We start from the raw sequence: 23,967 nt of genomic DNA, 5'->3' as shown, positions 1-23,967 counted from the left end.
CACCGACGCAAGGCGTCGCGAAGCGTGCGGGAGCAGCCTCGGTTCGCGCCAGGCCTTCTTGCGCAGGACGGCCAGCGGTTCCGGTGGGATAGCCAGCCGATCCGGTCGGAACTGTTCGGCGTCGAGCGGCTGGAGGAGCATGCGCGCGCCCTGGCCGCAGCCCAGACGACCGCCCCAGGCCATGGTCGCGGCCATGACGAACTGGCCCGGCGGCTGGCCTCCAACGAAGCGGCCCTGATCGGCGCCTTCCGCGACACGGCGACGGCCGTCGAGGAAGGCTCCGCCATCACACCTGCCGCAGAGTGGCTGATCGACAACTTCCACGTGGTCGAGGAGCAGATCCGGGACGTCCGCGCGCATCTGCCACCCGGCTACTACCGCCAGCTGCCCAAGCTGGCGGGGGGGCCGTTCGCCGGGCTTCCGCGGGTGTTCGGCCTCAGCTGGGCCTTCGTCGCCCACAACGACAGCCTGTTCGATCCTGGGGTGCTGTGCCGCTACGTGCACGCCTATCAGGAGGTCCAGCCGCTCACCATCGGCGAACTGTGGGCGATCGCCATCAGCCTGCGCCTGGTGCTGGTTGAGAACCTGCGGCGGCTGGCGGATCGGGTGCTGGCGAGCCGCACCGCCCGGGAGCAGGCCAACGCCCTGGCCGACCGTCTGCTGGGCGCGGGCGGCCAGGCGCCGGAGCCGCCGCAGGTCGCCCTGGCGCCGCTGCAGCAGGCCGACTTCCCTGACGCCTTCTTCGTACAGCTGGTCCAGCGCCTGCGCGACCAGGACCCCGGCCTCGCCCCCGCCCTCGCCTGGGTCGAGGCGCGACTGGCGGCGCGGGGCGCGAGCGCCGAGGCGGTGGTGGCCGAAGAGCATCTGCGCCAGATGTCGGGCAGCATCACCGTGCGCAACATCATCACCAGCATGCGCCTGATCTCGAACGTGGACTGGACGGAACTGGTCGAACGGGTGAGCCTCGTCGACGCCGTGCTGGCGGCCGGCAGCCGCCTGGCGGAAATGGATTTTCCCACCCGCAACCTCTACCGCAGCGCCATCGAGGCGCTGTCGCGCGGCTCGGACCTGAGCGAGATCGAGGTGGCGCGCGCCGCCCTGACCGCGGCCCGCACCGCCGGCGCCCTGGCCACCGACAGCGTGCAGGCGCGGCTGTCGGATCCCGGGTACTATCTGATCGCCGCAGGACGACCGGCCTTCGAGGCGGCGATCGGCTATCGCTCGCCCTGGCGCGACAGGCCGGGCCGGCTCTACCGCGGGCTGGGCATCAGCGGGTACGTCGGCGCCGGGGCTGTGGTGGCGTCGCTGATCCTGGCCGCCCCACTGCTGCTCCTGGCCGGGCTCGGCGTGCACGGGGTCTGGCTCGCGGCGCTCGGGGTCCTGGGCGTGGCGCCCGCGATCGACCTGGCCGTGGCCGTCGTCAACCAGATGGTCACGCGCGGCTTTCGCGCCACCCTGCTGCCCGCCTTGGGCCTGGAGGAGGGCATCCCCGACCGCCTGCGCACCCTGGTGGCGATCCCCACCCTGCTGACGTCGCGCCCGGCGATCGACACGCTGATCGAGCGCCTGGAGATCCACTACCTCTCCAGCCCGAAGGGGGCGCTGCACTTTGCCCTGGTCACGGACTGGGCCGACGCCGACGCCGAGACGGCGGATGGCGACCAGACCCTGCTGGAGGCCGCGCGGGCGGGGGTTGCCGACCTCAATCGCCGCCATGGCCCCATGCCCGGCGCCGACCGGTTCCTGCTGCTGCACCGCCGCCGGCTCTGGAACCCCGGTGAAGGGCGCTGGATCGGGTGGGAGCGCAAGCGTGGCAAGCTCTCGGAGCTCAACCGCCTGCTGCGGGGGGCCAGCGACACCAGCTTCATCGACCCGCCATCGGTTCCGGCCGACGTCCGCTACGTGATCACCCTGGATTCCGACACCCGCCTGCCGCGCGAGACCGTCACGCGGCTGATCGGCAAGATGGCGCATCCGCTGAACCGTCCGCGCCTGGACCCGCAGCGCGGCCGGGTCGTCGAGGGCTACGCCCTGTTGCAGCCCAGGGTCACCCCGTCCCTGCCGGTGGGCCGGGAAGGTTCGCTGTTCCTGCGCATATTCTCCAGCGCGAGCGGCATCGACCCCTATGCCGCCGCCGTCTCCGACGTCTACCAGGACCTGTTCGGCGAAGGATCCTATACCGGCAAGGGCATCTACGATGTCGACGCCTTCGAGGCGGCGCTCGCCGGGCGCACGCCGGAGCGCACCCTCCTGAGCCACGACCTGTTCGAGGGCGTGTTCGCCCGGGCCGGCCTGGCGTCGGACACCGAGGTGGTGGAGGACTTTCCCGCCCGCTACGACGTGGCCGCCCTGCGTCACCACCGCTGGGCGCGCGGCGACTGGCAGTTGCTGCCCTGGATCGTCGGGCGCGGACCGCCCGGTTGCGATCCCGCCGCCTATGCCGGCGTCCCGGCCATCGGGCGCTGGAAGATGCTGGACAACCTGCGGCGGTCGCTGTCTGCGCCGTCCAACGTCCTGGCGCTGCTGGCGGCCTGCGCGGCGCCCAGCCCTGCGCCGGCCGTGTGGACCGGGTTCATCCTGCTCACCATGGCCCTGCCGCCGCTGCTGCCCGTGGCCGCGGCCGTCGCCCGGCGGCGACCGGGCGTGCCGTTGCTGGCGCACCTGCGCGCCATCGGCGGCGATGTGCGGCTGGCCGGCGTGCAACTGTCGCTGATGCTCGTCTTCCTGGGCCACCAGGCCTGGCTGATGGGCGACGCCATCCTGCGCACCCTGTGGCGCCTGACCGTGACCCATCGACACCTGCTGGAGTGGACGCCGACGGCGCAGGCGGCCTTCGGACCACGCCCGACCCTGGGCGCCTTCTATCGCCGCATGTCCGGGGGCGTCGCCGCCGGGGCCGCCGCCGCGGGCGTCGCCTGGTGGTCCGGCGGCGCGGCCTGGCTGATCGCCGGCCCGCTGGCCGCGGCCTGGATCGCCTCCCCCGCGGTGGCGCTCTGGGCCAGCCGTTCGGAGCCCTCCCGCGATCGCCGTCCCCTGACGAGTGAGGAACAGGCCGCCTTCCGGCGCATCGCCCGGCGCACCTGGCGCTTCTTCGAGACCTTTGTCACCGGCCGCTCGCACCATCTGCCGCCGGACAATTTCCAGGAAACGCCCGAGCCGGTGGTGGCCCGGCGCACCTCGCCGACCAATATTGGCCTCTACCTGCTGTCGGTGATCTGCGCCCAGGATCTGGGCTGGATCGGCCTGGGCGAGGCCGTCGCGCGCCTGGAGGCGACCCTGGCCACCATGGGCCGGCTCGCCCGCAGCCACGGCCACTTCTACAACTGGTACGACACCGAGGACCTTCGCCCGCTCGAGCCCGGCTATGTCTCGTCCGTCGACAGCGGCAATCTGGCGGGTCACCTGATCGCGCTGGCGGGCGCCTGCCGGGCGTGGACAAGCGACCGACCAGACCCCGCCACGCGCCGCGCCGGCCTGCTGGACGTCCTCGGGCTCGCCCGGGAGGCCCTGGAGGCGCTTCCGGGCGTGGGCGCCGGCTGGTCGCCGGCCCGGCGCCGCGTCGCCGCGGAACTGGAGGCGTTCGCGCGGCGGCTCGACCTTGATCGACAGACCTGGGACACGGAGGCGATGGTCCCCGAGCCGCTGCCCGGGCCGCTGCCCGATCCGCTGCCCGATCCGCTGGACGACATCCTGGAGCGGTTGTCCGACGCCGCTCACGCCGTGGCCATCGAGGAAGGTGAGCCGGACGGCTCTGACCTGCTGTTCTGGGTGGAGGCGGCGCGGCGTTGCCTCGAGAGCCACCGCCGTGACGGTGAGGCGCCCGCCGGCGCCCCCCTCGCCGAGCGGCTGGCCCTCCTGGAGGCCTCGGCCCGATCGATGGCGCTGGCGATGGACTTCGCCTTCCTGCTGGACCCGGACCGGCTGCTGCTGTCGATCGGCTTCCAGGCCTCCGAGGGCCTGCTCGACGAGAACTGCTACGACTTGCTGGCGTCCGAGGCGCGCCTGGCCAGCTTCATCGCCATCGCCAAGGGCGACGCGCCGGCCCGCCACTGGTTCCGCCTGGGCCGCGCGGTGACGCCGATCGGCGATGGCGCGGCGCTGATCTCATGGTCGGGCTCGATGTTCGAATACCTGATGCCGGCCCTGGTCATGCGCACCCCGAGCGGCGCCCTGCTGGAACAGACCGGGCGACTGGTGGTGCGCCGGCAGATCGAATACGGCCGCGCCCAGCACCGGCCCTGGGGCATATCGGAATCCGCGTTCAACGCCCGCGACCTGGAATTCACCTACCAGTATTCGAACTTCGGCGTGCCGGGCCTGGGCCTGAAGCGTGGCCTGGCGGACAATCTGGTGATCGCTCCCTATGCCACGGCGCTGGCGGCGATGGTCGACCCCCGCGCGGCCGCCCGCAATTTCCAGCGGCTGGCCGAGCTGGGCGCGAGCGGGCGTCACGGCTTCTACGAGGCGATCGATTTCACGCCCCCTCGCGTGCCCGAGGGGGAACAGGGCGCCATCGTCCGCACCTTCATGGCGCACCACCAGGGCATGAGCATCGTCGCCCTGGCCGACACCCTGCTGGATGGCCGCATGCGCGAGCGCTTCCATGCCGACCCCATGGTCCAGGCCACCGACCTGCTGCTGCAGGAACGGGTGCCGCGCGACGTGGTCGAGGTCCCGCCGCTGGTCGCGGAGTCGGCCACCGCGATCCGCGCCCGCACGGCGGAAGGCGGCGGCTGGCGCGAGGCCGACCCGTGGAGCGCGACGCCGGACACCCACATGCTGTCGAATGGCCGCTATGCGGTGATGCTCACCGCGGCGGGCTCGGGCTTCAGCACCTGGCGCGACTTCGCCGTGACCCGCTGGCGCGAGGACCCGACCTGCGACGACTGGGGCAGCTACATCTTCCTGCGCGACGTGCAGAGCGACGAGGTGTGGTCGGCCGGGCTGCAGCCCACCCCCGCCTCGGCCGGCGACTATCAGGTGGTGTTCAACGAGGAGAAGGCCGAGTTCGCGCGCCGGGACGGAACGATCACCACCACCCTGGAAGTCGTGGTCTCCGCGGAGGACGACGCCGAGGTGCGCCGGCTGACGATCACCAACCAGGGCCCCACCGTGCGCGAGATCGAGGTGACGTCCTATGCCGAGCTGGTGCTCGCCCCAGCCGCCGCCGACCGTTCACACCCGGCCTTCTCCAAGCTGTTCGTCGAGACCGAGCACCTGCCGGCGACGGGAACGTTGCTGGCGCATCGCCGCCGCCGCGCGCCGGAGGAACCCGAGATCTGGGCGGCCCACCTGGCGGTGGTGGAAGGCGAAGTCATCATCAAGCGCGAGTTCGAGACCGACCGCGCGCGCTTCATCGGCCGCGGGCGGGGCATTCATGCGCCCATCGCGGTGGTCAGCGGACGGCCCCTGTCCGGCACCACCGGAACGGTGCTGGACCCGGTGTTCGTCCTGCGCCGGCGCGTGCAGGTCGCGCCGGGCCGCAGCGCGCGCATCGACTTCTGGACCATGGCGGCCGCCTCGCGCGGCGAGATCCTCGGCCTGGTGGACAAGCACCACGACAAGGGGGCGTTCGAGCGCGCCGCCGCCCTGGCCTGGACCCAGGCCCAGGTGCAGCTGCACCACCTCGGCATAGACCGCGGCCAGGCGGGCCAGTTCCAGCGGCTGGCCGCGCGCCTGATCTACGCCTCCCCGACCCTGCGGCCGCCCTCGGACGTGGTGCGCGCCGGCGCCGGCGGACAGCCCGACCTCTGGAGCGTCGGCATCTCCGGCGATCTGCCGATCATCCTGGTGCGGATCGACGATGCGCATCAGGCGCCCCTGGCGCGCGAGGCGCTGGACGCCGTCGAATACCTCCGCGCCAAGCGGCTGGCGGTAGACCTGGTGATCCTGAACGAGCGCGGCGCCTCCTATGTGCACGACCTGCAGGTCGAGCTGGAGGCCGTGGTCCGCGCCAACCAGTCCCGGCCGCAGATGGCCCAGGACCGGGCGGCCGGCCATATCTACATCCTGCGCGCCGACCTGATCAGCGACGGCCTGCGCGCCCTCCTCGCGTCCACCGCGCGGGTGGTGCTTGTGGGCGAGCGCGGCCGGTTGTCCGACCAGATCGCCCATGCGCCGCAGCTCAGGGCGCTGTTCCGGCCCTCGACGCGCCGTCCGCCCCCGCCCTCCGACCTGCAGATCGCCCACCCGCCGCCGGAGGTCGAGTACTTCAACGGCCTCGGCGGCTTCGCCGACGACGGGCGCGAATACGTGGTCGTCACCGCGCCGGGGCAGTCCACCCCGGCCCCCTGGGGAAACGTGATCGCCAACGCCGAATTCGGCTTCCAGGTGACCGCGGAGGGCGGCGGCCACACCTGGTCGGGCAACGCCAAGGAGCGCCAGCTGACGCCATGGTCGAACGACCCCGTATCGGAGGTCGCCGGCCAGGTGATCTATGTGCGCGACCAGGCCAGCGGCGAGCTGTGGACCGCGACGGCCCAGCCGGTGCGCGACGAGGCGGCGACCTATCTCGCCCGGCACGGGTTCGGCTACAGTCGCTTCGAACACGCCGCGCGCGGCCTCGCCCTGGACCTGCTGGAGTACGTCCCGCTGGACCTGCCGGTGCGCATTTCCCGCCTGACCATCCGCAACACCGCCACGCGCGCCCGCCGGCTGTCGGTGACCGGCTATGTCGAATGGGTGCTTGGCCCGTCCCGCGAGGCCGCCGCGCCGTTCGTCTCCACGCGCATCGACGATCGGACCGGCGCCATGCTGGCGCAGAACGCCTGGTACCCCGGCTTCGCGGAGCGGGTCGCCTTCCTGGACATGGCCGGCCTGCAGCAGAGCTGGACCGCCGACCGCCGCGAGTTCATCGGTCGCAACGGCGTGCTCGACGACCCGGCCGCCCTGGCGGACGGCGCTCCCCTTTCCCGGCGGACCGGAGCGGGTCTCGATCCCTGCGGCGCCCTGCAGCGGGTGTTCGACCTGGCGCCGGGCGCAAGCATCGAGGTCGTGCTGCTGCTGGGCGACGCGGCCGACGAGGCGGACGCCCGGCGTATCGTCGGAACCCTGCGCGCCGCCGACCTCGACGGCCTGCTGGAAGACGTCCGCGCGCACTGGACGCGGACCCTGGGCGCCCTGCAGGTGCGGACCCCGGACCGGTCGATGGACATCATGCTCAACGGCTGGCTGCTGTATCAGACCCTGGCCTGCCGCATCTGGGCCCGCACCGGCTTCTACCAGGCCAGCGGCGCCTACGGCTTTCGCGATCAGATCCAGGACGTGATGGCTCTGGCCGCCAGCCGGCCGGAGATCATGCGCGAGCACCTGATCCGCGCGGCGGGGCGGCAGTTTCCGGAGGGAGACGTGCAGCACTGGTGGCTGCCGCACACCGGCCAGGGCGTCCGAACGCGGATATCCGACGACCGGCTCTGGCTGCCGCTGGGGGTCTGCCACTACCTTGAGGCCACCGGCGATGAATCCCTGCTCGAGGCGACGGCGCCCTTCATCGGCGGTCCCGTGCTGGCGGCCGACCACGCCGAAGCCTTCTTCCAGCCCGACACGACGCTCGAGGTCGCCGACGTCTACGAGCATTGCGCCCGCGCGATCGAGGTCAGCCTGGCGCTGGGCGCGCATGGCCTGCCGCTGATCGGCGGCGGCGATTGGAACGACGGCATGAACCGCGTGGGCCTCGCCGGCCGAGGCGAAAGCGTCTGGCTGGGATGGTTCCAGATCGTCGTGCTCTCGCAGTTCGCCGCCGTCGCCGAGCGCCGCGGCGACGCCCGGGCCGCCGCCTGGCGCGCCCACGTCGACGCCCTGCGCCGGTCGCTGGAGCACGAGGCCTGGGACGGCGAGTGGTATCGCCGCGGCTGGTACGACGACGGCGCGCCCCTGGGGTCGGTGGCCAGCGACGAGTGCCGCATCGACTCCATCGCCCAGTCGTGGGCCGTGCTGTCCGGCGCGGCGGACCCGGCGCGGGCGCGGGCGGCCATGGCGTCGCTGGAACGCGACCTGATCCTGCCGCAGGAGAACCTGGCCCTGCTGTTCACCCCGCCGTTCGATCGTTCCGACCACGACCCCGGCTACATCAAGGGCTATCCGCCGGGGGTGCGCGAGAACGGGGGCCAGTACACCCACGCCGCGCTGTGGACGGTGCTGGCCTTTGCCGAGTTGGGGGAAGGCGACAAGGCGGCAGCCCTGTTCTGGATCCTCAACCCGATCAACCATGCGCGCACCCGCACCGACGTGCACCGCTACAAGGTCGAGCCCTATGTGGTCGCCGCCGACGTCTATGCCGCCCCGCAGCATCTCGGCCGTGGCGGCTGGACCTGGTACACCGGCTCGGCCGGCTGGATGCAGCGCGCTGGCGTCGAGGGCATTCTCGGCCTGCGGGTCACGGCCGGAGGGCTGAGCATCCAGCCCCGTATCCCGCACGCCTGGCCGGGCTTTTCGGCCACCTTGCGCCACGGCGGCGACGTCTACGAGATCACCGTCGACAACCCTGCCGGCGACGGCGGCGCCGTCGCGACCCTGACCCTCGACGGTCGCCCGCTGGACCCCGCGGGCAAGGTCCCCCTGGTTGGCGATGGCGAGACCCATCGGGTGCACGTCACCCTGGGTCCGGGCGCCGAGGGCGCGCACGCACCCGGTTGAGGGCGATCGGCGCGCTGCGCGACCGCTCAGGCGTCCGCGTGTTCGGGGGCGGGCGCGGGCGCCAGGGCGCGCAGGGCCGGAAACTCGTCGCCGGTCAGGGTCTCGCGGGTCAGCAGCAACTCGGCCCCCGCGTCGAGATCCGCACGGCGGCGCACCAGCACCCCGGCGGCCACCACCTGGGCGGCGTCGATGATCCGCCGCACCGCCAGGTCGATCTCCCGCGCCGTCCCTTCGGCGGCCGCGACATAGCGGTCTTCCGGCGCCAGCAGGAACGCCTGCGGATGTGGGGCGTAGACCCGCTCGCCGACGGTGGCGTCCATGCCGTGCCTGGTGACCATCTCGACGGCGATCTCGGTGGCCCGCTGCAGATCGTCCGCCGCCCCTGTCGAGACGTCGCCGTCATAGATCAGCGCCTCGGCGGCGCGGCCGCCCAGCAGCACGGCGATGCGGCTTTCCAGGTCGCTGCGCGCCAGCAGGAAGCGGTCCTCGGTCGGCCGCTGGATGGTGTAGCCCAGGGCCCCCACACCGCGCGGGATGATCGAGACCTTCTGCACCGGGTCGCCCCCCGGCAGGCTGGCGGCCACCAGGGCGTGGCCCATCTCGTGGAAGGCGACACGCCGGCGTTCGGCGGCGTTCAGCACCCGGCTCTTCTTCTCCGGCCCGGCGATGATCCGCTCGATGGCGACGGTGAAGTCGGCCAGGGTCACGGCGGCGCCGCGCCGGCGGGTGGCGACAATCGCAGCCTCGTTGACCAGGTTGGCCAGGTCCGCGCCGGTGAAGCCGGTGGTCAGCCCCGCGACCTGGTCGAGCTCCAGGTCGGGCGCGGTGGAAATCTGCCGCGCATGCACCTTGAGAATCTCCAGCCGGCCCTTGTGATCCGGCCGGTCGACCAGCACCTGCCGATCGAAGCGCCCGGCGCGCAGCAGCGCGGGATCCAGGATCTCCGGCCGGTTGGTGGCGGCCAGCAGGATCACCCCGCCGCGGGGATCGAATCCGTCCAGCTCGGCCAGCAACTGGTTGAGGGTCTGCTCCTTCTCGTCCATGCCGCCGGCGATGGCGCCGCTGCGGCTGCGGCCGAGGGCGTCCAGCTCGTCGATGAAGATGATGCAGGGCGCCGCCTTGCGGGCCTGGTCGAACAGGTCGCGCACCCGCGCCGCGCCGACGCCCACGAACAGCTCGACGAAGGCCGAGCCCGAGATGGAGAAGAACGGAACGCCCGCCTCGCCGGCGACGGCCCGGGCCAGCAGGGTCTTGCCGGTTCCCGGCGGACCGACCAGCAATATCCCCTTGGGCACGCGCGCGCCCAGCCGGCCGAAGGTGGTGGGGTCCTTCAGGAAGGCGACCACCTCCTGCAGCTCGAACTTGGCCTCGTCCACCCCGGCCACGTCGGCGAAGGTCACCTTGGTGTCCGTCTCGGCGTAGATCTTGGCGTTGGCGTGGCCCACCGCATTCAGGCCGCCCATGCCCAGCGCCCCCATCCGCCGGGCGAGGAACATCCAGACCAGGTAGAACAGGAAGATCGGCCCCACCCAGGACAGCAGCGTGGCCAGAAGACCGCCCGACGCCTGACCCTTCACCACCACGCCCTTGGCGGCCAGGGCCTGCGCCAGCTCGGGGTCCACACGGTCGCTGACGAAGCCGGTCTTGCCGTCCTTCAGCCGGCCCTCGATGGTGTTCTGGCTCACGGTGACCTCGGCCACCTTGCCCTGGCCGACCAGGGTCAGGAACTGGCTGTAGGGCATGGTCTGGGTCTGGCCGACATAGGCCACCAGCCACTGCGCCAGGATCAGCACCAGCGCCACGGCGATCACGTAGCCTACGGTGAGGTGGCCATGCCCAGGGTCGGGCCCACCCTTGTCGCCCGAGGCGCGCTGGGGCGGCTTGGGGTCCGTCGGCGTGCGGCCGGCCGGCGTGCGATCAGGCATCGACGCGTCTTCCTTGCTTCCAGGGCGCCACCCTTGCGGCGCCGCACCGCGGGCCGCGTTGACCTGGCTCAACCCCGGCGCGCCGCGCCTCAACGGCCCTCGGCCCGCGGCCTGACCCGCACCCCGTCACGCACCTTGTCCGAGGGGAACACCACCAGACGATCGCCGGCGGCCAGGCCGGAGAGGATCTCCGCCTGCCGGTCGGTGATCGCCCCCACCTGCACCGGCCGCAGCCGCGCGCGGCCGTCCTCGAGCCGGAACACCGCCCAGCCGCCGTTGTCGCGCACCAGGGCGCCGAGCGGAGCCAGCAGGGCCGACGGCGTCTCGCGCAGGAACACGCGGCCCCAGACCCGATAGCCGGGGGCGAGGCCCGCCCAGCTCGACGGCGGGCCGGTGAACTGCAGCATCACCAGCGCCCGTTGCTCCTCCACGCCCAAGGCGGAGATCTTGGTGTAGCCCTGCGGCTCGACCAGCCGCACCTCGGCGGGGATCGGCCGCGCGCCGCCCCAGTCGTAGATCTCGGCGCGCTGGCCCTGGCGCATGCGCACCGCGTCCTGCGACAGGAACTCGATCTGCGCCTCCAGGCCGTGGGTGTCGCCGATCTCGATCAGCGGGGCGCCGGCGGCGACCGCACGCTCGCTCTGCTGATCGAGGCGGACCACCACCCCGCCGGCCGGCGAGGTGACGGTGACCAGGCCCGCGCCGGCGGCCTCCGGCCCGGTGAGGGCCGAGCGGGCGGCCACCACGTCGGCCCGCCGCGCGCGCACGTCGGCCTCGGCGGCGACCAGGGCGCTGCGCGCCGCGTCGGCGGCGGCGCGGGCGTTGTCCAGCGCGGCCTGCGCGGCGAACCCCTTGCGCCAGAGGGTGGTGGTGCGGTCGAGATCGGCGGCGCTGCGCACCACCTCGGCCTTCAGCCGCTGGGCCTGGGCCTCGGCGGCGGCCTGCGCCGAGTTGGCCGCGGCGATGGCCGCCTCCGCCTGGGCCCGCGCGCGCGGATCGAGGAAGGCCGGCGGCGTCGGCCGCAGCCGCGCCACTATGGTGCGCCCGGCGACCACTGTGTCGCCCACCTCCAGCGGCAGGCGCTCCAGCCGTCCCGCCACCGGGGCGGAGACCACGTAGGCCTGGCGCACCCGCGCCTGACCCTGGTCGGCGGCGGTTTCGGCGATCGGGCCGCGCGTGGCGACGGCGACGTCCACCGCCAGGGGGCGCGGCGCGAACAGGAAGGCCAGCAACCCTGCCGTGGCCAGCGCCAGCAAGGCGATCAGCAGCCAGCGGATCTGCGACTTGCGCGCCATCCTCACTCCTTGGACTTCAGCACGGACACGAGGTCCAGGGACCACACGCGCGAGACCACCAGGGCGCCGGCCACGGCGATCGCCGTCAGGTAGGCGGCCAGCGAGCGGCCGTAGGCGTCGGCGGTGATGATGGCCGGGATGCGCATCTCCTCGTGCGAGAAGGCGACCGACAGGGTCTGCGCCAGCGCCTGTCCGCCCAGCACGCCCAGCGGGGTCGCGGCGAGGCCGAGGAACATCAGTTCCCCGGCCAGGATGTAGGCGCACTCCGCCTCGCCAAAGCCCAGCACGCGCAGGGTCGCCAGATCCCGCGCCCGGTCGGAGAGATCGATGCGGCAGACGTTGTAGGCGATGCCGAAGGCGATGGCCGAGGCGAAGGCCAGGTAGAGGGTCATCTCCACGGTCATCGTCCCCGCCACGGACCTGCGCCACTCGGCGACCACGTCGTCGCGCGAACTGGAGCCGACGATCAGCGGGGCGCCGACGATGGCGTCGTAGAAGGCGGGCCGGCGGTCCGTGGCGGTGCGCAAGTTCGCGCCCGAGGCCAGGTCGCCCTCGCCCATCAGCCGGTTCAGCTCGCCCCGCGCCATGTAGGCGCTGAGCCCGGCATAGTCGCGGGCGATTGCGGTCACCGGCAACAGCACCCGGGGCCGCCGGTCCTCGTACACCTCCACCTCCGCCTGGTCGCCGGCCTGCACGCCCAGCCGCCGGGCCAGGCTGTCGGACAGCACCAGCCCACGGCCCTCGAAGCCGATCGGCCGGTCACGGCCGTCCAGCGGCCGGGCCAGGCTCGCCCCGGGGTCGAGGCCGAACAGGATGGTCTTCTCTTCGCGCCCGCCGACGCGGATGCGCGCCGAGGCGATGCGGATCGGCTCGGCGGCGATCACCCCCGGCAGGCGGGCGGCCTCGGCCACGGCCCGGGCGTCGCGCGCCTCGGCGAAGCCGATGACGTCGGTCCACCGCCGGGCGCGGAAATAGGCCTGGTCCATGATCTCGTCGACGCTGCCGAAGAAGAACTGGGTGCCGATCAGCAGCGACAGGCTGAGGCCGAAGCCGGTCATGGTCAGCAGCGCCCGCCCGGGATAGCGCTCGAAGCTGCGCACGATCATCCGGGTGGGCTGGTCCAGGGCGGCCCACAGCGGCAGGCGCTCGATCAGGCCCCGGCGGAACACGGCCGGGGTCGGCGGCTGCATGGCCACCGCCGGGCTCAGCCGCACGGCGCGGCGCACCGCCAGCAGCGACCCCGCGGCCGCGGCGGCCATCGACACCAGGCTGGCGCCGGCGAAAGCGATCCACGAGAACCGCCGCTCGAACTGGGTGAAGCGCACGAAGTGGCTGAAGAGGCCGGTCAGCGCCCCGGCCAGCCACGCGCCCAGCAGCGCCCCGGCGACGGCGCCGATCAGGCCGATCACCAGCGCCAGCCGCAGGTAGTTGGAGGCCGCCTCCCAGTCCTCGTAGCCGAACGCCTTCAGAAGGCCGATCTGCTCGCGCTCGCTGTCGACCATCCGGCCTAGCACCAGGCTGACCAGGCCCGCGGCCACCGCCAGGAAGATCGGCGGGATCACCAGGGCCATGATGCCCAGCTGCTTGATATGCTCGTCCTGGAACTTGGTGGAGACCTGGTCCTCGCGCAGGTAGGCCGGCTGGCCGCCGTAGGGCGCCAGCAGCCGGTCGACCGCCGCCAGGGCCGCCGGTCCCGACGCCCCGGGCGCCAGCTTCAGGGACACGCTGCTGAACGCCCCGCCCAGGCCCGTCGCCCGCTCCACCCAGGGCCGCGGCGCCCAGAACACCCCCTGGTGCGCGTCGTCGGGCAGCTGCGAGGCCGGTCCCGGCAGATAGGCGAACTCGGCCGAGAGGGCCGCGCCGACCACGATCACGCTGAAGCGCCGCCCGTCGATCACCATCCACAGCCGCTGGCCCAGGCCCACGTGGGCGGCGTCCAGGAAGGTCTTCAGCGCCACCGCCTCGTCGGCGCGGCCGGGCGCGGGCATGCGGCCCTGCACCAGCACCATGCGGTTGAGGCCGGCCTGGTCGTCATCCGGCAGGGAGATCAGCCGGGCGGTGGCCGGACGCTCCAGGCCCGGGACCTGCATCAGCCCCACCTTCATGGCCCGCGCGTCCACCGCCACGACGCCGTCGATGCGCGCCAGGTCGCGGGTGACCGACAGCGGCGCGCGCTTGGCCGTGGCGAACACGTCGGCGAAGCGGGCGGCGGCGTACTCGCGCTGCTGCGCGGACCGCAGCGCTTCCTGGGTGGAGAAGGCGGTCACCGAGACAGCCACGCCGCAGGCGATCAGCAGGGCGATGGCCGCCGCCTGCCACTTCAGCCGCCACAGGTCGCGCAGTAGCTTGCGGTCGAGGGCGCGCATGCGGCTCACCACTTCAGCTCTGAGGGCGCGCGGCGGGCCGGATTGGCCACCACCTCGGCGACGGCGCCGTCGGAGAAACGCACCACCCGGTCAGCGATGTCGGCCACCACGGCATTGTGGGTGACGATCATGGTGGTGGCGCCGGCCTCTCCAGCCACGCCGACGATCGCCTCCAGGACCTGCACCCCGCTCTTGCTGTCTAGCGAGCCGGTGGGCTCGTCGCACAGCAGCACCTTCGGCCGCTTGGCGATGGCCCGCGCCACGGCGACGCGCTGCTGCTGGCCGCCGGACAGCTGCGCCGGGAAGTGATCGACGCGGTCCTTCAGCCCCACCAGGCCCAGGGCCTCGGCCGGCGACATCGGGCTTTCGGCGATCTCGGTGATCAGCTCCACGTTCTCGCCGGCCGTCAGGCTGGCCGACAGGTTGAAGAACTGGAAGATGAAGCCCACCGATCGGCGCCGATAGCGGGTCAGCTCGCGGTCGCTGGCGCGCGTCAGGTCCTGCCCGTCGAACAGCGCCTGCCCCGAGCTGGCGCGGTCCAGGCCGCCGAGGATGTTGAGCAGGGTCGATTTGCCCGACCCCGACGGGCCGAGCAGCACGAGGATCTCGCCCCTGCGGATGTCGAGATCGACACCTTGCAGGGCGTGCACCTCGCCCGCGCCCGTCCGGTAGGTCTTTGTCAGGCCGCGGACCTCGAAGACGTTCTCGGTCTGCATGGGGCGACCCTAGCGACCGCGATGCGCGCAGCCTTGATCCGGCTCAATCGCGCGGCGGCATGCGCCGGCCATGGCCAGGTCCGAGGATCTTGCGCCAGATCAAGTCGGCCGGCGGGCATGGCGCCATGCTGGCGGCGCATGCACGCGGAGACCCCGATGCCCCCGACCACACCCTTCCCGACGGCGCCCGCGGCGGACACGGCCGAGCACCTGTTCCAGGCGGCCCTGGCCTTTCCTGGCCAGGACGAGGCGTTGCGCTTCTGGGCCCGGGGCTGCGGCCTCTATTCCCGCTACTTCGCCGCCCTCGCCAGGGCGGAGGGGCCGGAAAGCGTGCTGGCGGCCAATGCCGCCCTGCTGAGCGGCGGCCTCGACGCCTTCGCCGAAGGGGTCCGGACCGCCCAGCGCCTGGGCGGTGGCGGCGCCGGAACAGCGCCCGGCTAGGCCCGGCTAGGGCAGACCACAGCTAGCGCTGCAGCACGTAGGTTCCTGGGGCCGGCCCCAGGGCGGACGCCGGGGCGCGCGCGGGAACCCGCTCCGGCGAGGACAGGCCGTCCAGCCAGCTCACCCAGGCGGGCCACCACGAGCCCGGCGTCTGGGCGGCGGCGGCGGCCCAGACGTCCGGGTCGACATAGTCGTCGCCCGCGGCGCTGCGGCCGATCCGGTAATAGGCCCCCCGCTTGCCGGGCGGGCTGACGACGCTGGAATTGTGCCCCCCGCCGGTGAGCACGAAGGTGGTGTCGGCCGCGCCATAGAGCTGGATCTTGTGCACGCTGCGCCAGGGGGCGATGTAGTCGCGCTCAGCGCCCAGGGCGAAGATCGGCGCGTGGATGTCCTTGGGCGCCAGGGCCCCGCCCTCGACGGGGTAGCGGCCGTGGGCGAAGCGGTTCTCCAGGAACAGCTGGCGAAGGTACTCGCTGTGCATCCGCGCCGGCATACGGGTGGCGTCGGTCAGCCAGGCGTCCAGGTCGGTAGGCGTCGTGGCCCGGCCCAGCAGGTAGCGTTCGACGATGCGGGCGAACAGCATCTCGTTGGCGCGCAGGGCGTAGAAGGCGCTGGACATCTGCCGGGCGTCCAGGAAGCCCTGCTGATCCATCATGTCCTCCAGCAGGGCCAGCTGGCTTTCGTCGATGAACAGCATCAGCTCGCCGGCCTCGTCGAAGTCGGTCTGCGCCGCCAGCAGGGTCACCGACGCCAGCCGCAGGTCGCCGCCCCGGTCCATCGCCGCCGCCGCGATGGCCAGCACCGTGCCGCCCAGGCAGTAGCCCACCGCGTGCACCTTCTCGTCCGGGACGATGCGGCCGACTTCGTCCAGCGCGGCCATCACGCCGCGCAAGCGGTAGTCCTCGAAACTGGCCTCCCGCAGGTCCGCGCCCGGATTGCGCCACGAGATGATGAACACCGTGAAGCCCTGCGCCGTCAGGTAGCGCACCAGGGAGTCCGGCGGCGTCAGGTCCAGGATGTAGTACTTCATGATCCACGCCGGGGTGATCAGGATCGGCTCGCGGCGCACCTCGTCCGTCGTCGGCGCGTACTGGATCAACTCCATGAGATCGTTGCGGAACACCACCTCGCCGGGGGTGACGGCCAGGGTCTCGCCGACGGCAAAGGCCTCCTGCCCCTTCACCGCTTCGCCGCGCGCCAGGCGACCCACGTCGTCGGCCAGCAGGGCCGCGCCGTTCAGGAAGTTGGCCCCGCCGCTGGCCCACGCCGCCTCGACGACCTCGGGGTTGCTCCACGGGAAGTTCACCGGCGCCAGGGCGTTCAGGGCGAAGCCGCCCAGGAACGCCACCCGCCGGGCGTGGTGCGCCTCCACGCCGCGCACGCCGTCGGTGGCCGCGCGCCACTGCGCCTCCGCCGCCAGCTGCGCCTGGGCCAGCAGGCTGAACGGCGGGCGGCTCCAGCCCGGATGGCGGAAGCGCCGGTCGCCCTGTTCGGGCCGGAACGCCCAGTCCTGCGGCTCGCCGCCGCCGGCCTGGCCAGCCAGGGCGGTGGTCGCCTCCAGCCAGCGGCGCGACAGCGCCGCCATCCGGCCGGGCGAAATCGACAGGTGAAACGCCCAGTCCGCCCAAGCCGAGACAGCCGCCCACGGCGACTGCCCGCCCAGCACCTCCCCCGCCCGGCCCTTCAGCCGCCGGTCGAAGGCGTCGGCGGCCTCGGCGAACGATGAACCGCCTGGCTCAGGCGCCGACGCCGTTGGCGGCTGCAGGGCAAGGTCGGCGACGATCGGTTCGTGCAGCATGGTCAGGCTCCGGGCGCCCCGCCATCCTGGCCGAAGCGGATCGCCGCGCCTTGCGCCGCGTCAATCCCGGCTGCGGTCGCTGAACCTCCGCTCAGGCCTGCAGCACCGCCCCGCTCTCGACCAGCGCCGCGATGCGGTCCTCGGCGACGCCGTAGTCGCGCAGCACCTCCAGGCTGTGCTGCGCCAGCAGCGGCGCCGGGTGGGGAAAGCGGGCCGGGGTGCGCAGGAAGCGGGCGTAGCCGGTCGCGCCGGTGACGGTTCCCTTGGGGTGGGCATAGGTCTCCAGGTAGCCGTTCTCGGCGAGGAACGGATCGGCGTAGGTCTCCGGCGCGGTGATGACGGGCGCGGCGGGAACGCCGGCGGCGTCCAGCCGGGCCAGGGCCTCGGCGCGGTCCAGCGGGCGCAGGGCGGCCGCGATCGCCGCGGCGAGCGGGCCGTCGCGGGGCGCCGTCAGCGCCGCCGCCGCGTCGCCGGGCTCCAGGCCCAGCGCCTCGCAGAGCCCGCGATAGTGGGCCTCGGTCGGGCAGGCCAGGGCGATCCAGCCGCCCTCGCATTCGTAGAACCGCTCCAGGGCGCTGGAGCCCAGGCAGTCGCGCGAGCCCATCGCCGCGGGCGGCGCGCCGGCGAAGCTGACCAGCTGGCCGATCTGGGCCATCACGCTGGTGGTGGCCAGGCTGGTGCTGATCTCCTGCCCCTCGCCCGTGCGCTCGCGGGCCAGCAAGGCGGCGACGATGGCGAAGGCGCTCATCGCCGCGGTGGTCACGTCGTTGACCGGAATGGCGTGGAACACCGGCTCGTCGTCCTCGCCGCCCTGCGCCTGCATCAGCCCGCTCTCGGCCTGCAGCAACGGGTCGAACGCCGGCAGGGTCTGGCGCGCCACGTCGTCGCCATAGCCGGTGACCGACAGGCTGATGATCCGCGGATTGATCTGGCGCAGCTGTTCGTAGGTGATGCCGAGCCGCTCGCGCACGCCGTAGCGGAAGTTGTCGAGCACCACGTCGGCGCCGGCGACCATCTCCAGGAACACCTGCCGCGCGGCGTCCTGTTTCAGGTCCAGCGCCAGGCCGCGCTTGCCGCGGTTGTACGACAGGAAGGTCGGCGGGTTGCGGAACGGGTCGCCCTCGGGCCCCTCGACCTTGATCACGTCCGCGCCGAAACTGGCCAGGATGGTCGCGGCATAGGGCGCGGCGATGACGTTGCCGAGGTCGAGGATCTTCACCCCCGCAAGCGGCGCCGCGGCGGCTGCGGCGCCAGCGCCAGCCGGGGCCTCGGCGATCGCGCGGGCCGGGATCGCTTCCAGGTCGACGGTGCGGCACAGCCGGGGCTCGACCGCCGGCGTGCCCGCCAGCCGGACCGAGGACCCGGGCATGCTCACCACGCCCAGCTCGGGATGGTCCAGCTCCAGCCGGATGCGGTTCGCCGCCACGGTCGGGCCCGAGAACCAGGCCTCGCGCGTGCCCACCGGGCCGCAGGGCACGTCCGCGGCCTGCAGCACCTCCAGCCACTCGGCCCGCGGCCGGGTCAGAAACTTCTCCTGCAGCAGCGCCAGGGTGACGAAGGCCCCGGGCTGCACCAGGGCGGCGTCCAGGTCGCCGTCGATCTCGGGATGGACCAGCACCTCGCCCAGCACATCGGTGGCGTCCAGCGCGCGCATGTAGAAGTTGGGGAACAGGGTGCCGAGGAACAGGAACAGGCCGTCGGCGCACTCGTAGAGCCGGTAGCTGGGCGCCCCGCCGCGCGGCGAGGTCCACAGCACCGCGGGTGGCGCGCCGTGAAGCACCGTGCCGGAGACGACCTGGGCCGCGCCATTCAGGCCGGTGACCACCACGCCCTGCCCCTGCCCGGACCGCTCGCGCTCGACCAGGGCCGCGCCGATCGCCGCCGCCAGGCAGTTGGCCTGGGCGTAATAGGCCTGGGGTGTGACCAGGTGCACCGGCGAATGGGCGTAGGACGGCTGGCGCATGGCGATGCTGGTGATCGCCGACAGCAGGGTGTGCGACGGCGGAAAGCCGCTCCAGCGCCCGGTCTCGCCGTAGGGCGGCGCCCAGGCGTGGACGAGGCGCGGATGGGCCGCGGTGAGGGTTTCGGCGTCCAGACCCAGCCCGGCGAGCACGCCGGGCGGCTGGTCGAAGATCGCCACGTCCGCCCCAGCGATCAGCGTCCTGGCGGCCGCCAGGCCGTCCGGCGTCCCGATGTCCAGCACCAGGCGCTGCTTGTTGCGGTTCCAGGCCAGGTAGCCGGGTTCGGTCAGGCCCCGTTCCACCCCGGTGGGATCGAGCTTGATCACCTCGGCGCCGAAATCGGCCAGGTGCATCGCCGCCATGGCGCCCACGAAATAGCCGGAAAAATCGAGCACGCGCAGCCCGGCGAAAGCCGACATCGACCGCCTCCCAAATACAATCTTGTTATGCTTGGGCGCCGACAAGCCGCAGCGCCGCGGTCAGCCTAGCATCGCCGCGTTCGGCTCGACAATCGTGGCCGGGGCGCGGCTTGGCGCGGCCAGCGTCCGGTCAGTCGCCGGCGGGCTGGGGACTGGCCTGGCCGATGCGCGGCTCCACGCCGGCCAGCAGCCGCCGGATGTTGGCCCGGTGCCGGACGATCACATAGAGGCTGCCGGCGATCACCAGCAGCCGGTAGGCCGCGGGCTGCGGCAGCACGCAGATCAGCACGATCGCCGTCGCCGCCCCCAGCATCGAGCCCAGCGACATGATCCGCCAGAGCGCCAGCACGACGATCACCGCCGCCGCCGCGCCCAGGCCCACCGGCCAGGCGAGCGCCAGCAGCACGCCCAGCCCGGTCGCCGCCGACTTGCCGCCGGTGAACCCCAGCCAGATCGAGCGGCTGTGCCCCAGCACCACCGCCAGCCCCGCCAGGCAGACGCCCCACGCTTCCCAGGCCTGCAGGTCCGGCGCGCCCGCGGCCAGCGACGGCCAGGCGTAGAGCCACGGGAAGAACCAGCGGACGAAGACGATCGCCGCCGCGCCCTTCAGCAGGTCCGCCACGATCACCACCGCCGCCGGCCCCTTGCCAAGGGTCCGCAGGACGTTCGTCGCCCCGGTGGACCCGGAGCCGTGCGCGCGGATGTCGATGCCCTTCAGCAGCCGGCCGGCCAGGTAGCCGCTCGGCGTCGCGCCCAGCAGATAGGCGACCGCCACGCCGGCGCCGGCCGCGATCCAGAACAGCATGGGGCTCACCTGGCGCCTGCCGAGGCCGGATGCTGCGCGCCCTGGATGGCGGCGCCGGACTGGATCAGCTCGTCGATCTGGTCGGCGGTCAGGCCGGCGGACTCCAGCACCTCGCGGGTGTGCTCGCCGAGCTTGGGCGCGGCCATGCCCACCGCGGGCGCGCCTTCGGGGAAGCGCGCCGGCGCGGCGGCCACCCGGAACGACCCGCCCCAGCCATCCGCCACCGGCTGGAAGCACCCCGCCGCCTCGGCGAACGGCGCCTCGACCAGTTCCTCCAGGGTGCCGAGCGGCGCATGGGCGACGTCGAGCTCGGTCAGCCGGGCGCAGGCTTCCTCCAGGGTCAGCTGCGCAAAGCCGTCGTCGACGATCTGGCACAGCTCGCGGATCGCGAGCGGGTCGGTGACCGGCGCCTCGAAGCGCGGGTCCGCCAGGAGCTCGGGCCGGTCCACCACCAGCATGGTGTTGGTGAAGTCGTCGAGCGTGCGCGGCATCAGATAGACCCAGCGGTCGTCGCGGGTGCGGAAGAAGCCGGAGTGCGCCACCATCCGCTCCGAGCGGGGCCGGGCGGTGGTCACCTGGCCGAACCGCAGCAGGGCGCTGAGGTCCCAGCTGATCGCATAGGCCGCCGCGCGGATCAGGCTGGTCTCGACCAGCCGGCCGCGGCCGGTCTGGTGGCGCTCGTGCACGGCGGCCAGGATCGCCGACACCGTCGCCAGCGCCGTGGTGTGGTCGCCGAAGCCGGGGCGAGAGCCGAACGGCGCCTGGTCGGACGGGATCGTCGCATGCGCCACGCCCGAGCGCGCCCAGAAGGCGGTCAGGTCGAAGGCGGGGGTGTCGGCCTCCGGTCCGGTCAGGCCGTAGCCGGTCACGGCCGCATAGATCAGCCGCGGCATCTCGGCCTTGAGGCTGTCGTAGTCCAGACCCTGGCGCTTCAGGCCGCCGGGACGGACGTTGGTGATGAAGATGTCGGCCTCGCGCAGCAGGGCCTTCAGCGCCTCGACGGCCCCGGGCCGGGCCAGGTCCAGCACGATGCCCCTCTTGCCGCGGTTCTCGTTGGTGAAGATCGGATTGCCCGGGCTTTCCGGCGTGTCGGGATAGTAGACCCGGGTGGCGTCGCCGATCGGCCGCTCGACCTTGATGACGTCCGCGCCCCAATCGGCCAGCACGGCGGCGGTGCTGGGCCCGGCCACCCAGGTGGACATCTCGACGACCTTCAATCCCTCGAGCAGCATGTCGTCTCCCGGTCCGTGGCGCGCGGCGCGTCGGGCGCGCCCCCGTCTCCACCCGTCATCCGGCCAATGCCCGGTGCGGCGGTTCGGACCCGTTCTGCGGCGTGGCGCGGCGCGCCGTCAATGCCCACGCGACCGCCAGGCGCCCCGACGGGTCAGCCGGCGTGCGCTCAGCCGATCAGCACCGTGAACAGGCCGAGCACGATCACGCCGCCGTGGGCCGTCATGTCGCCCAGGCGCGCGGCCGGCAGGCTGTTGACGAAGACCGTGAACGAGCCGAGGGCGATGACGTCCGGCGGCCCGACGCACACCGCCATGTCCGACACCCGGGCCTGGGGCAGCATGCCGGTGAGCACGGTCGGCGAGCCCATGGCGATCGGCCCGCCCACGTGCGGCACCACCCCCGTCACCATCGGACAGGTGTGCATGTCGGTGATGCGCGCCGCTGGCTGACCCATGGGCTCCCCGAACCGGACGTGGCGATGACCTCAGGCTAGACCCGCGCCGCTCGCGGCGCCAGAGCACAAGGTCCTGGGGCCTCAGGGCCTGGAAGCGCCCTCGGCGGCGATGCGGTTGCCCTGGTCCAGCGCCCAGGCCAGGGCGCCGCTATGATTGTCGGTGCGCACGGCGGCCATGACCACCGCCGCGGCCCCCAGGCGACCGGCCGTGGTCGGTGGCGCGGGCACCGCCGCCTGGCCTTCCGGCGAGATGGACCCCCCCGAAAAGTAGGCGGCCAGGGCGGCGACGCGGCCCGGGCTCTGCGGATCGGCGGCGGACGCGGCCTCATAGGCCGCGCGACGGCGCGGCTCGGAGGGGTCCGACACCCACGCCAGGGCGGCGTCCAGGGCGGGATCCTGCTGGTCGGGCGGGGACAGATGCCGCACCGCGGCGCTGGCCCAGACGACCGCCTCGTAGCGGGGCAGCGCCTGGCCCAGGAAATAGGCGGCCTCGCGCAGGCGGCCGGCGGATCTCAGGTCGTCGAAGAACGCATCGGGCGCCGCAAGCGGGTCGTCCGGGGCCGCCCACCCCAGCAGGCGGGCCACCTGCCCGGCCTCCGTCCAGCGCACCTTGGCCCAGCGCCCCATGGCAAAGTCCCCTCCGCGCGCGCCTCCGGAATCCCGGGACAGCATGGCGCTCAGTTGGCCCAGCGGCACAAGTTTGCGCTATGGCCGCGCAGCGTTCGCATGATAGCGTTCTTCCATTCAAGGGGGATGTGCGACGATCCTATGGCTTCACCAGCAACCATTGATATCGAGGCGCTGCTGGCCCCTATTTCCGACGACGCTCCGGCCGGCGTCGATCTGCGGCAGGACTCCTCGCCGAGCTCGGTCTACTTCCAGCTGAAGGACGCCCGCAGCGCCGCCCGCCGGGCCGAACGCGCCGCCGACGAGGAGGGCGAGGACCGCCAGGTCGCCGAGTGGCAGACGATCCTGAGCCTGGCTCCGACGGTGCTGGCCGAGCAGTCCAAGGACCTGGAGATCACCGCCTGGTACATCGAGGCGCTGCTGCGGGCGCACGGGTTCGCCGGCCTGCGCGACGGCTTCGCCCTGACCGCGGCGATGCTGGAGCGCTACTGGGACAGCTTCCATTCGCTGCAGGACGACGACGGCCTCGTCACGCGGTTGGCGCCGCTTTCCGGGCTGAACGGGGTGGAGTCTGACGGCACCCTGATCCAGCCGCTGCGCAAGGTCGTCATCACGGTGGCGAGCGGCGAGCACAAGGCCTTCTCCTACTACGACTACGAACAGGCGACGGCGATCTCGCAGATCGCCGACGCCGCGGCGCGCCAGCGGCGGATCGACAAGGGCGGTGTCACCCTCGAGGTGTTCTCGTCCAGCGTCGCCGCCGGCGGCGGCCGCTACTACATCGGGCTGATCGAAGACCTCGACGGCGCGATCACCCAGTTCAAGGCGCTGGCGAGCCTGCTCGACGGCAAGGCCGGGGCGGACTCGCCGCCCACCTCGCTGATCCAGGACCTGCTCGATTCCATCCTGCAGACGGTGCGCACCCTGTCGAAGGATCTGGTGGCGGCCGTAGCGCCGGCGCCGGCCGCCGCCGAGGAGGCTGCGGCGACGGGCGGCGAAGCGACGTCGGGCGCCGCGGCGCCGGCCGCCGCCGGCGGCATTCCGGCCACGGGCAACGCCCTGCGAAACCGCGAGGACGCCCTGCGCATGATGCTGCAGCTGGCCGAATACTTCCGCGCCACCGAGCCGCAGTCGCCGATCTCCAACATGCTGGAGGAGGCCGTGCGGCGCGCGCGCATGTCGTTCTCCGACCTGCTGGCCGAGCTGGTGCCGGATCAGGCGCAATGGCGCACGGCGCTGACCAACATCGGTATCCGCCCGCCCGACGCGGCGGGATGAAATCCTGGCGGCGAC

General features: G+C 73.0%; 13 protein-coding genes. 3 read left to right on the top strand and 10 right to left on the bottom strand.

All coding sequences use genetic code 11. The features are described from left to right. The first annotated feature begins 24 nt into the window (after window positions 1-24). A complete protein-coding gene (locus tag ACO2Q3_RS20910) occupies window positions 25-8,634 on the top strand; it encodes a GH36-type glycosyl hydrolase domain-containing protein (protein WP_423310103.1) in 8,610 nt (2,869 codons plus the stop codon). A 26-nt stretch (window positions 8,635-8,660) separates the two neighbouring features. On the opposite strand, the gene ftsH is transcribed toward ACO2Q3_RS20910, so the two are convergent. The 4 genes from ftsH to ACO2Q3_RS20890 all read right to left on the bottom strand — a co-directional run bounded on the left by ftsH (window position 8,661) and on the right by ACO2Q3_RS20890 (window position 14,936). Then, entirely contained in the window at window positions 8,661-10,559 is a 1,899-nt protein-coding gene (ftsH, locus tag ACO2Q3_RS20905) for an ATP-dependent zinc metalloprotease FtsH (RefSeq protein WP_423310101.1), read from the bottom strand. Between the two features lie 89 nt (window positions 10,560-10,648). Beyond that, complete coding sequence (locus ACO2Q3_RS20900) at window positions 10,649-11,854, bottom strand: efflux RND transporter periplasmic adaptor subunit (RefSeq protein ID WP_423310099.1); 1,206 nt, start codon at window positions 11,852-11,854, stop codon at window positions 10,649-10,651. Between the two features lie 2 nt (window positions 11,855-11,856). Further along, a complete protein-coding gene (locus ACO2Q3_RS20895; protein ID WP_423310398.1) occupies window positions 11,857-14,220 on the bottom strand; it encodes an ABC transporter permease in 2,364 nt (787 codons plus the stop codon). Window positions 14,221-14,225: 5 nt separating this feature from the next. Next, the gene (locus tag ACO2Q3_RS20890) at window positions 14,226-14,936 is read right to left on the bottom strand and encodes an ABC transporter ATP-binding protein (RefSeq protein WP_423310097.1); all 711 of its coding nucleotides are present in this window, start codon (window positions 14,934-14,936) and stop codon (window positions 14,226-14,228) included. 156 nt (window positions 14,937-15,092) lie between these two features. Between ACO2Q3_RS20890 and ACO2Q3_RS20885 the strand changes: the two genes are divergently transcribed. After that, window positions 15,093-15,377 (top strand): hypothetical protein, encoded by a 285-nt coding sequence (locus ACO2Q3_RS20885; RefSeq protein WP_423310095.1) that lies wholly within the window; start codon window positions 15,093-15,095, stop codon window positions 15,375-15,377. 22 nt (window positions 15,378-15,399) lie between these two features. Here the strand turns inward: ACO2Q3_RS20885 and ACO2Q3_RS20880 are convergent, their stop codons facing one another. The 6 genes from ACO2Q3_RS20880 to ACO2Q3_RS20855 all read right to left on the bottom strand — a co-directional run bounded on the left by ACO2Q3_RS20880 (window position 15,400) and on the right by ACO2Q3_RS20855 (window position 22,674). Further along, a complete protein-coding gene (locus ACO2Q3_RS20880) occupies window positions 15,400-17,175 on the bottom strand; it encodes a PHA/PHB synthase family protein (protein WP_423310093.1) in 1,776 nt (591 codons plus the stop codon). A gap of 91 nt (window positions 17,176-17,266) precedes the next feature. Beyond that, entirely contained in the window at window positions 17,267-19,555 is a 2,289-nt protein-coding gene (locus ACO2Q3_RS20875) for a CoA transferase (protein ID WP_423310091.1), read from the bottom strand. Between the two features lie 130 nt (window positions 19,556-19,685). Then, window positions 19,686-20,360, bottom strand: coding sequence for a glycerol-3-phosphate 1-O-acyltransferase PlsY (gene plsY / locus ACO2Q3_RS20870; RefSeq protein ID WP_423310089.1), 675 nt, complete (start codon window positions 20,358-20,360; stop codon window positions 19,686-19,688). 5 nt (window positions 20,361-20,365) lie between these two features. Further along, window positions 20,366-21,592, bottom strand: a complete 1,227-nt coding sequence (locus tag ACO2Q3_RS20865; RefSeq protein ID WP_423310087.1) for a CaiB/BaiF CoA transferase family protein — start codon at window positions 21,590-21,592, stop codon at window positions 20,366-20,368. Window positions 21,593-21,759: 167 nt separating this feature from the next. Then, window positions 21,760-22,047 carry a PAAR domain-containing protein gene (locus ACO2Q3_RS20860; RefSeq protein WP_423310085.1) on the bottom strand — a complete coding sequence of 96 codons (288 nt, stop codon included), beginning with the start codon at window positions 22,045-22,047 and terminating at the stop codon, window positions 21,760-21,762. Window positions 22,048-22,128: 81 nt separating this feature from the next. Further along, window positions 22,129-22,674, bottom strand: coding sequence for a DUF6931 family protein (locus tag ACO2Q3_RS20855; RefSeq protein WP_423310083.1), 546 nt, complete (start codon window positions 22,672-22,674; stop codon window positions 22,129-22,131). 141 nt (window positions 22,675-22,815) lie between these two features. Here ACO2Q3_RS20855 and tssA point away from each other — a divergent pair, with 141 nt between their 5' ends. Further along, window positions 22,816-23,952 carry a type VI secretion system protein TssA gene (gene tssA / locus ACO2Q3_RS20850; protein WP_423310081.1) on the top strand — a complete coding sequence of 379 codons (1,137 nt, stop codon included), beginning with the start codon at window positions 22,816-22,818 and terminating at the stop codon, window positions 23,950-23,952. Window positions 23,953-23,967 lie beyond the last annotated feature (15 nt).

Origin of the sequence: Caulobacter sp. KR2-114, assembly GCF_049446115.1 — a bacterium.
GTDB lineage: Bacteria > Pseudomonadota > Alphaproteobacteria > Caulobacterales > Caulobacteraceae > Acaudatibacter.
Note: the sequence above shows the minus strand (reverse complement) of the source record. Positions and strands in the feature narration are given on the sequence as shown.

Bases quoted from the DNA above. Each gene is read 5' to 3' on its own strand.
- ACO2Q3_RS20880 (WP_423310093.1), bottom strand. From the start codon at position 17,175: ATGCTGCACGAACCGATCGTCGCCGACCTTGCCCTGCAGCCGCCAACG.
- ACO2Q3_RS20885 (WP_423310095.1), top strand. From the start codon at position 15,093: ATGCCCCCGACCACACCCTTCCCGACGGCGCCCGCGGCGGACACGGCC.
- ACO2Q3_RS20855 (WP_423310083.1), bottom strand. From the start codon at position 22,674: ATGGGGCGCTGGGCCAAGGTGCGCTGGACGGAGGCCGGGCAGGTGGCC.
- ACO2Q3_RS20890 (WP_423310097.1), bottom strand. From the start codon at position 14,936: ATGCAGACCGAGAACGTCTTCGAGGTCCGCGGCCTGACAAAGACCTAC.
- ACO2Q3_RS20860 (WP_423310085.1), bottom strand. From the start codon at position 22,047: ATGGGTCAGCCAGCGGCGCGCATCACCGACATGCACACCTGTCCGATG.
- plsY (WP_423310089.1), bottom strand. From the start codon at position 20,360: ATGCTGTTCTGGATCGCGGCCGGCGCCGGCGTGGCGGTCGCCTATCTG.
- ACO2Q3_RS20895 (WP_423310398.1), bottom strand. From the start codon at position 14,220: ATGCGCGCCCTCGACCGCAAGCTACTGCGCGACCTGTGGCGGCTGAAG.
- ftsH (WP_423310101.1), bottom strand. From the start codon at position 10,559: ATGCCTGATCGCACGCCGGCCGGCCGCACGCCGACGGACCCCAAGCCG.
- ACO2Q3_RS20900 (WP_423310099.1), bottom strand. From the start codon at position 11,854: ATGGCGCGCAAGTCGCAGATCCGCTGGCTGCTGATCGCCTTGCTGGCG.
- ACO2Q3_RS20875 (WP_423310091.1), bottom strand. From the start codon at position 19,555: ATGTCGGCTTTCGCCGGGCTGCGCGTGCTCGATTTTTCCGGCTATTTC.
- tssA (WP_423310081.1), top strand. From the start codon at position 22,816: ATGGCTTCACCAGCAACCATTGATATCGAGGCGCTGCTGGCCCCTATT.
- ACO2Q3_RS20865 (WP_423310087.1), bottom strand. From the start codon at position 21,592: ATGCTGCTCGAGGGATTGAAGGTCGTCGAGATGTCCACCTGGGTGGCC.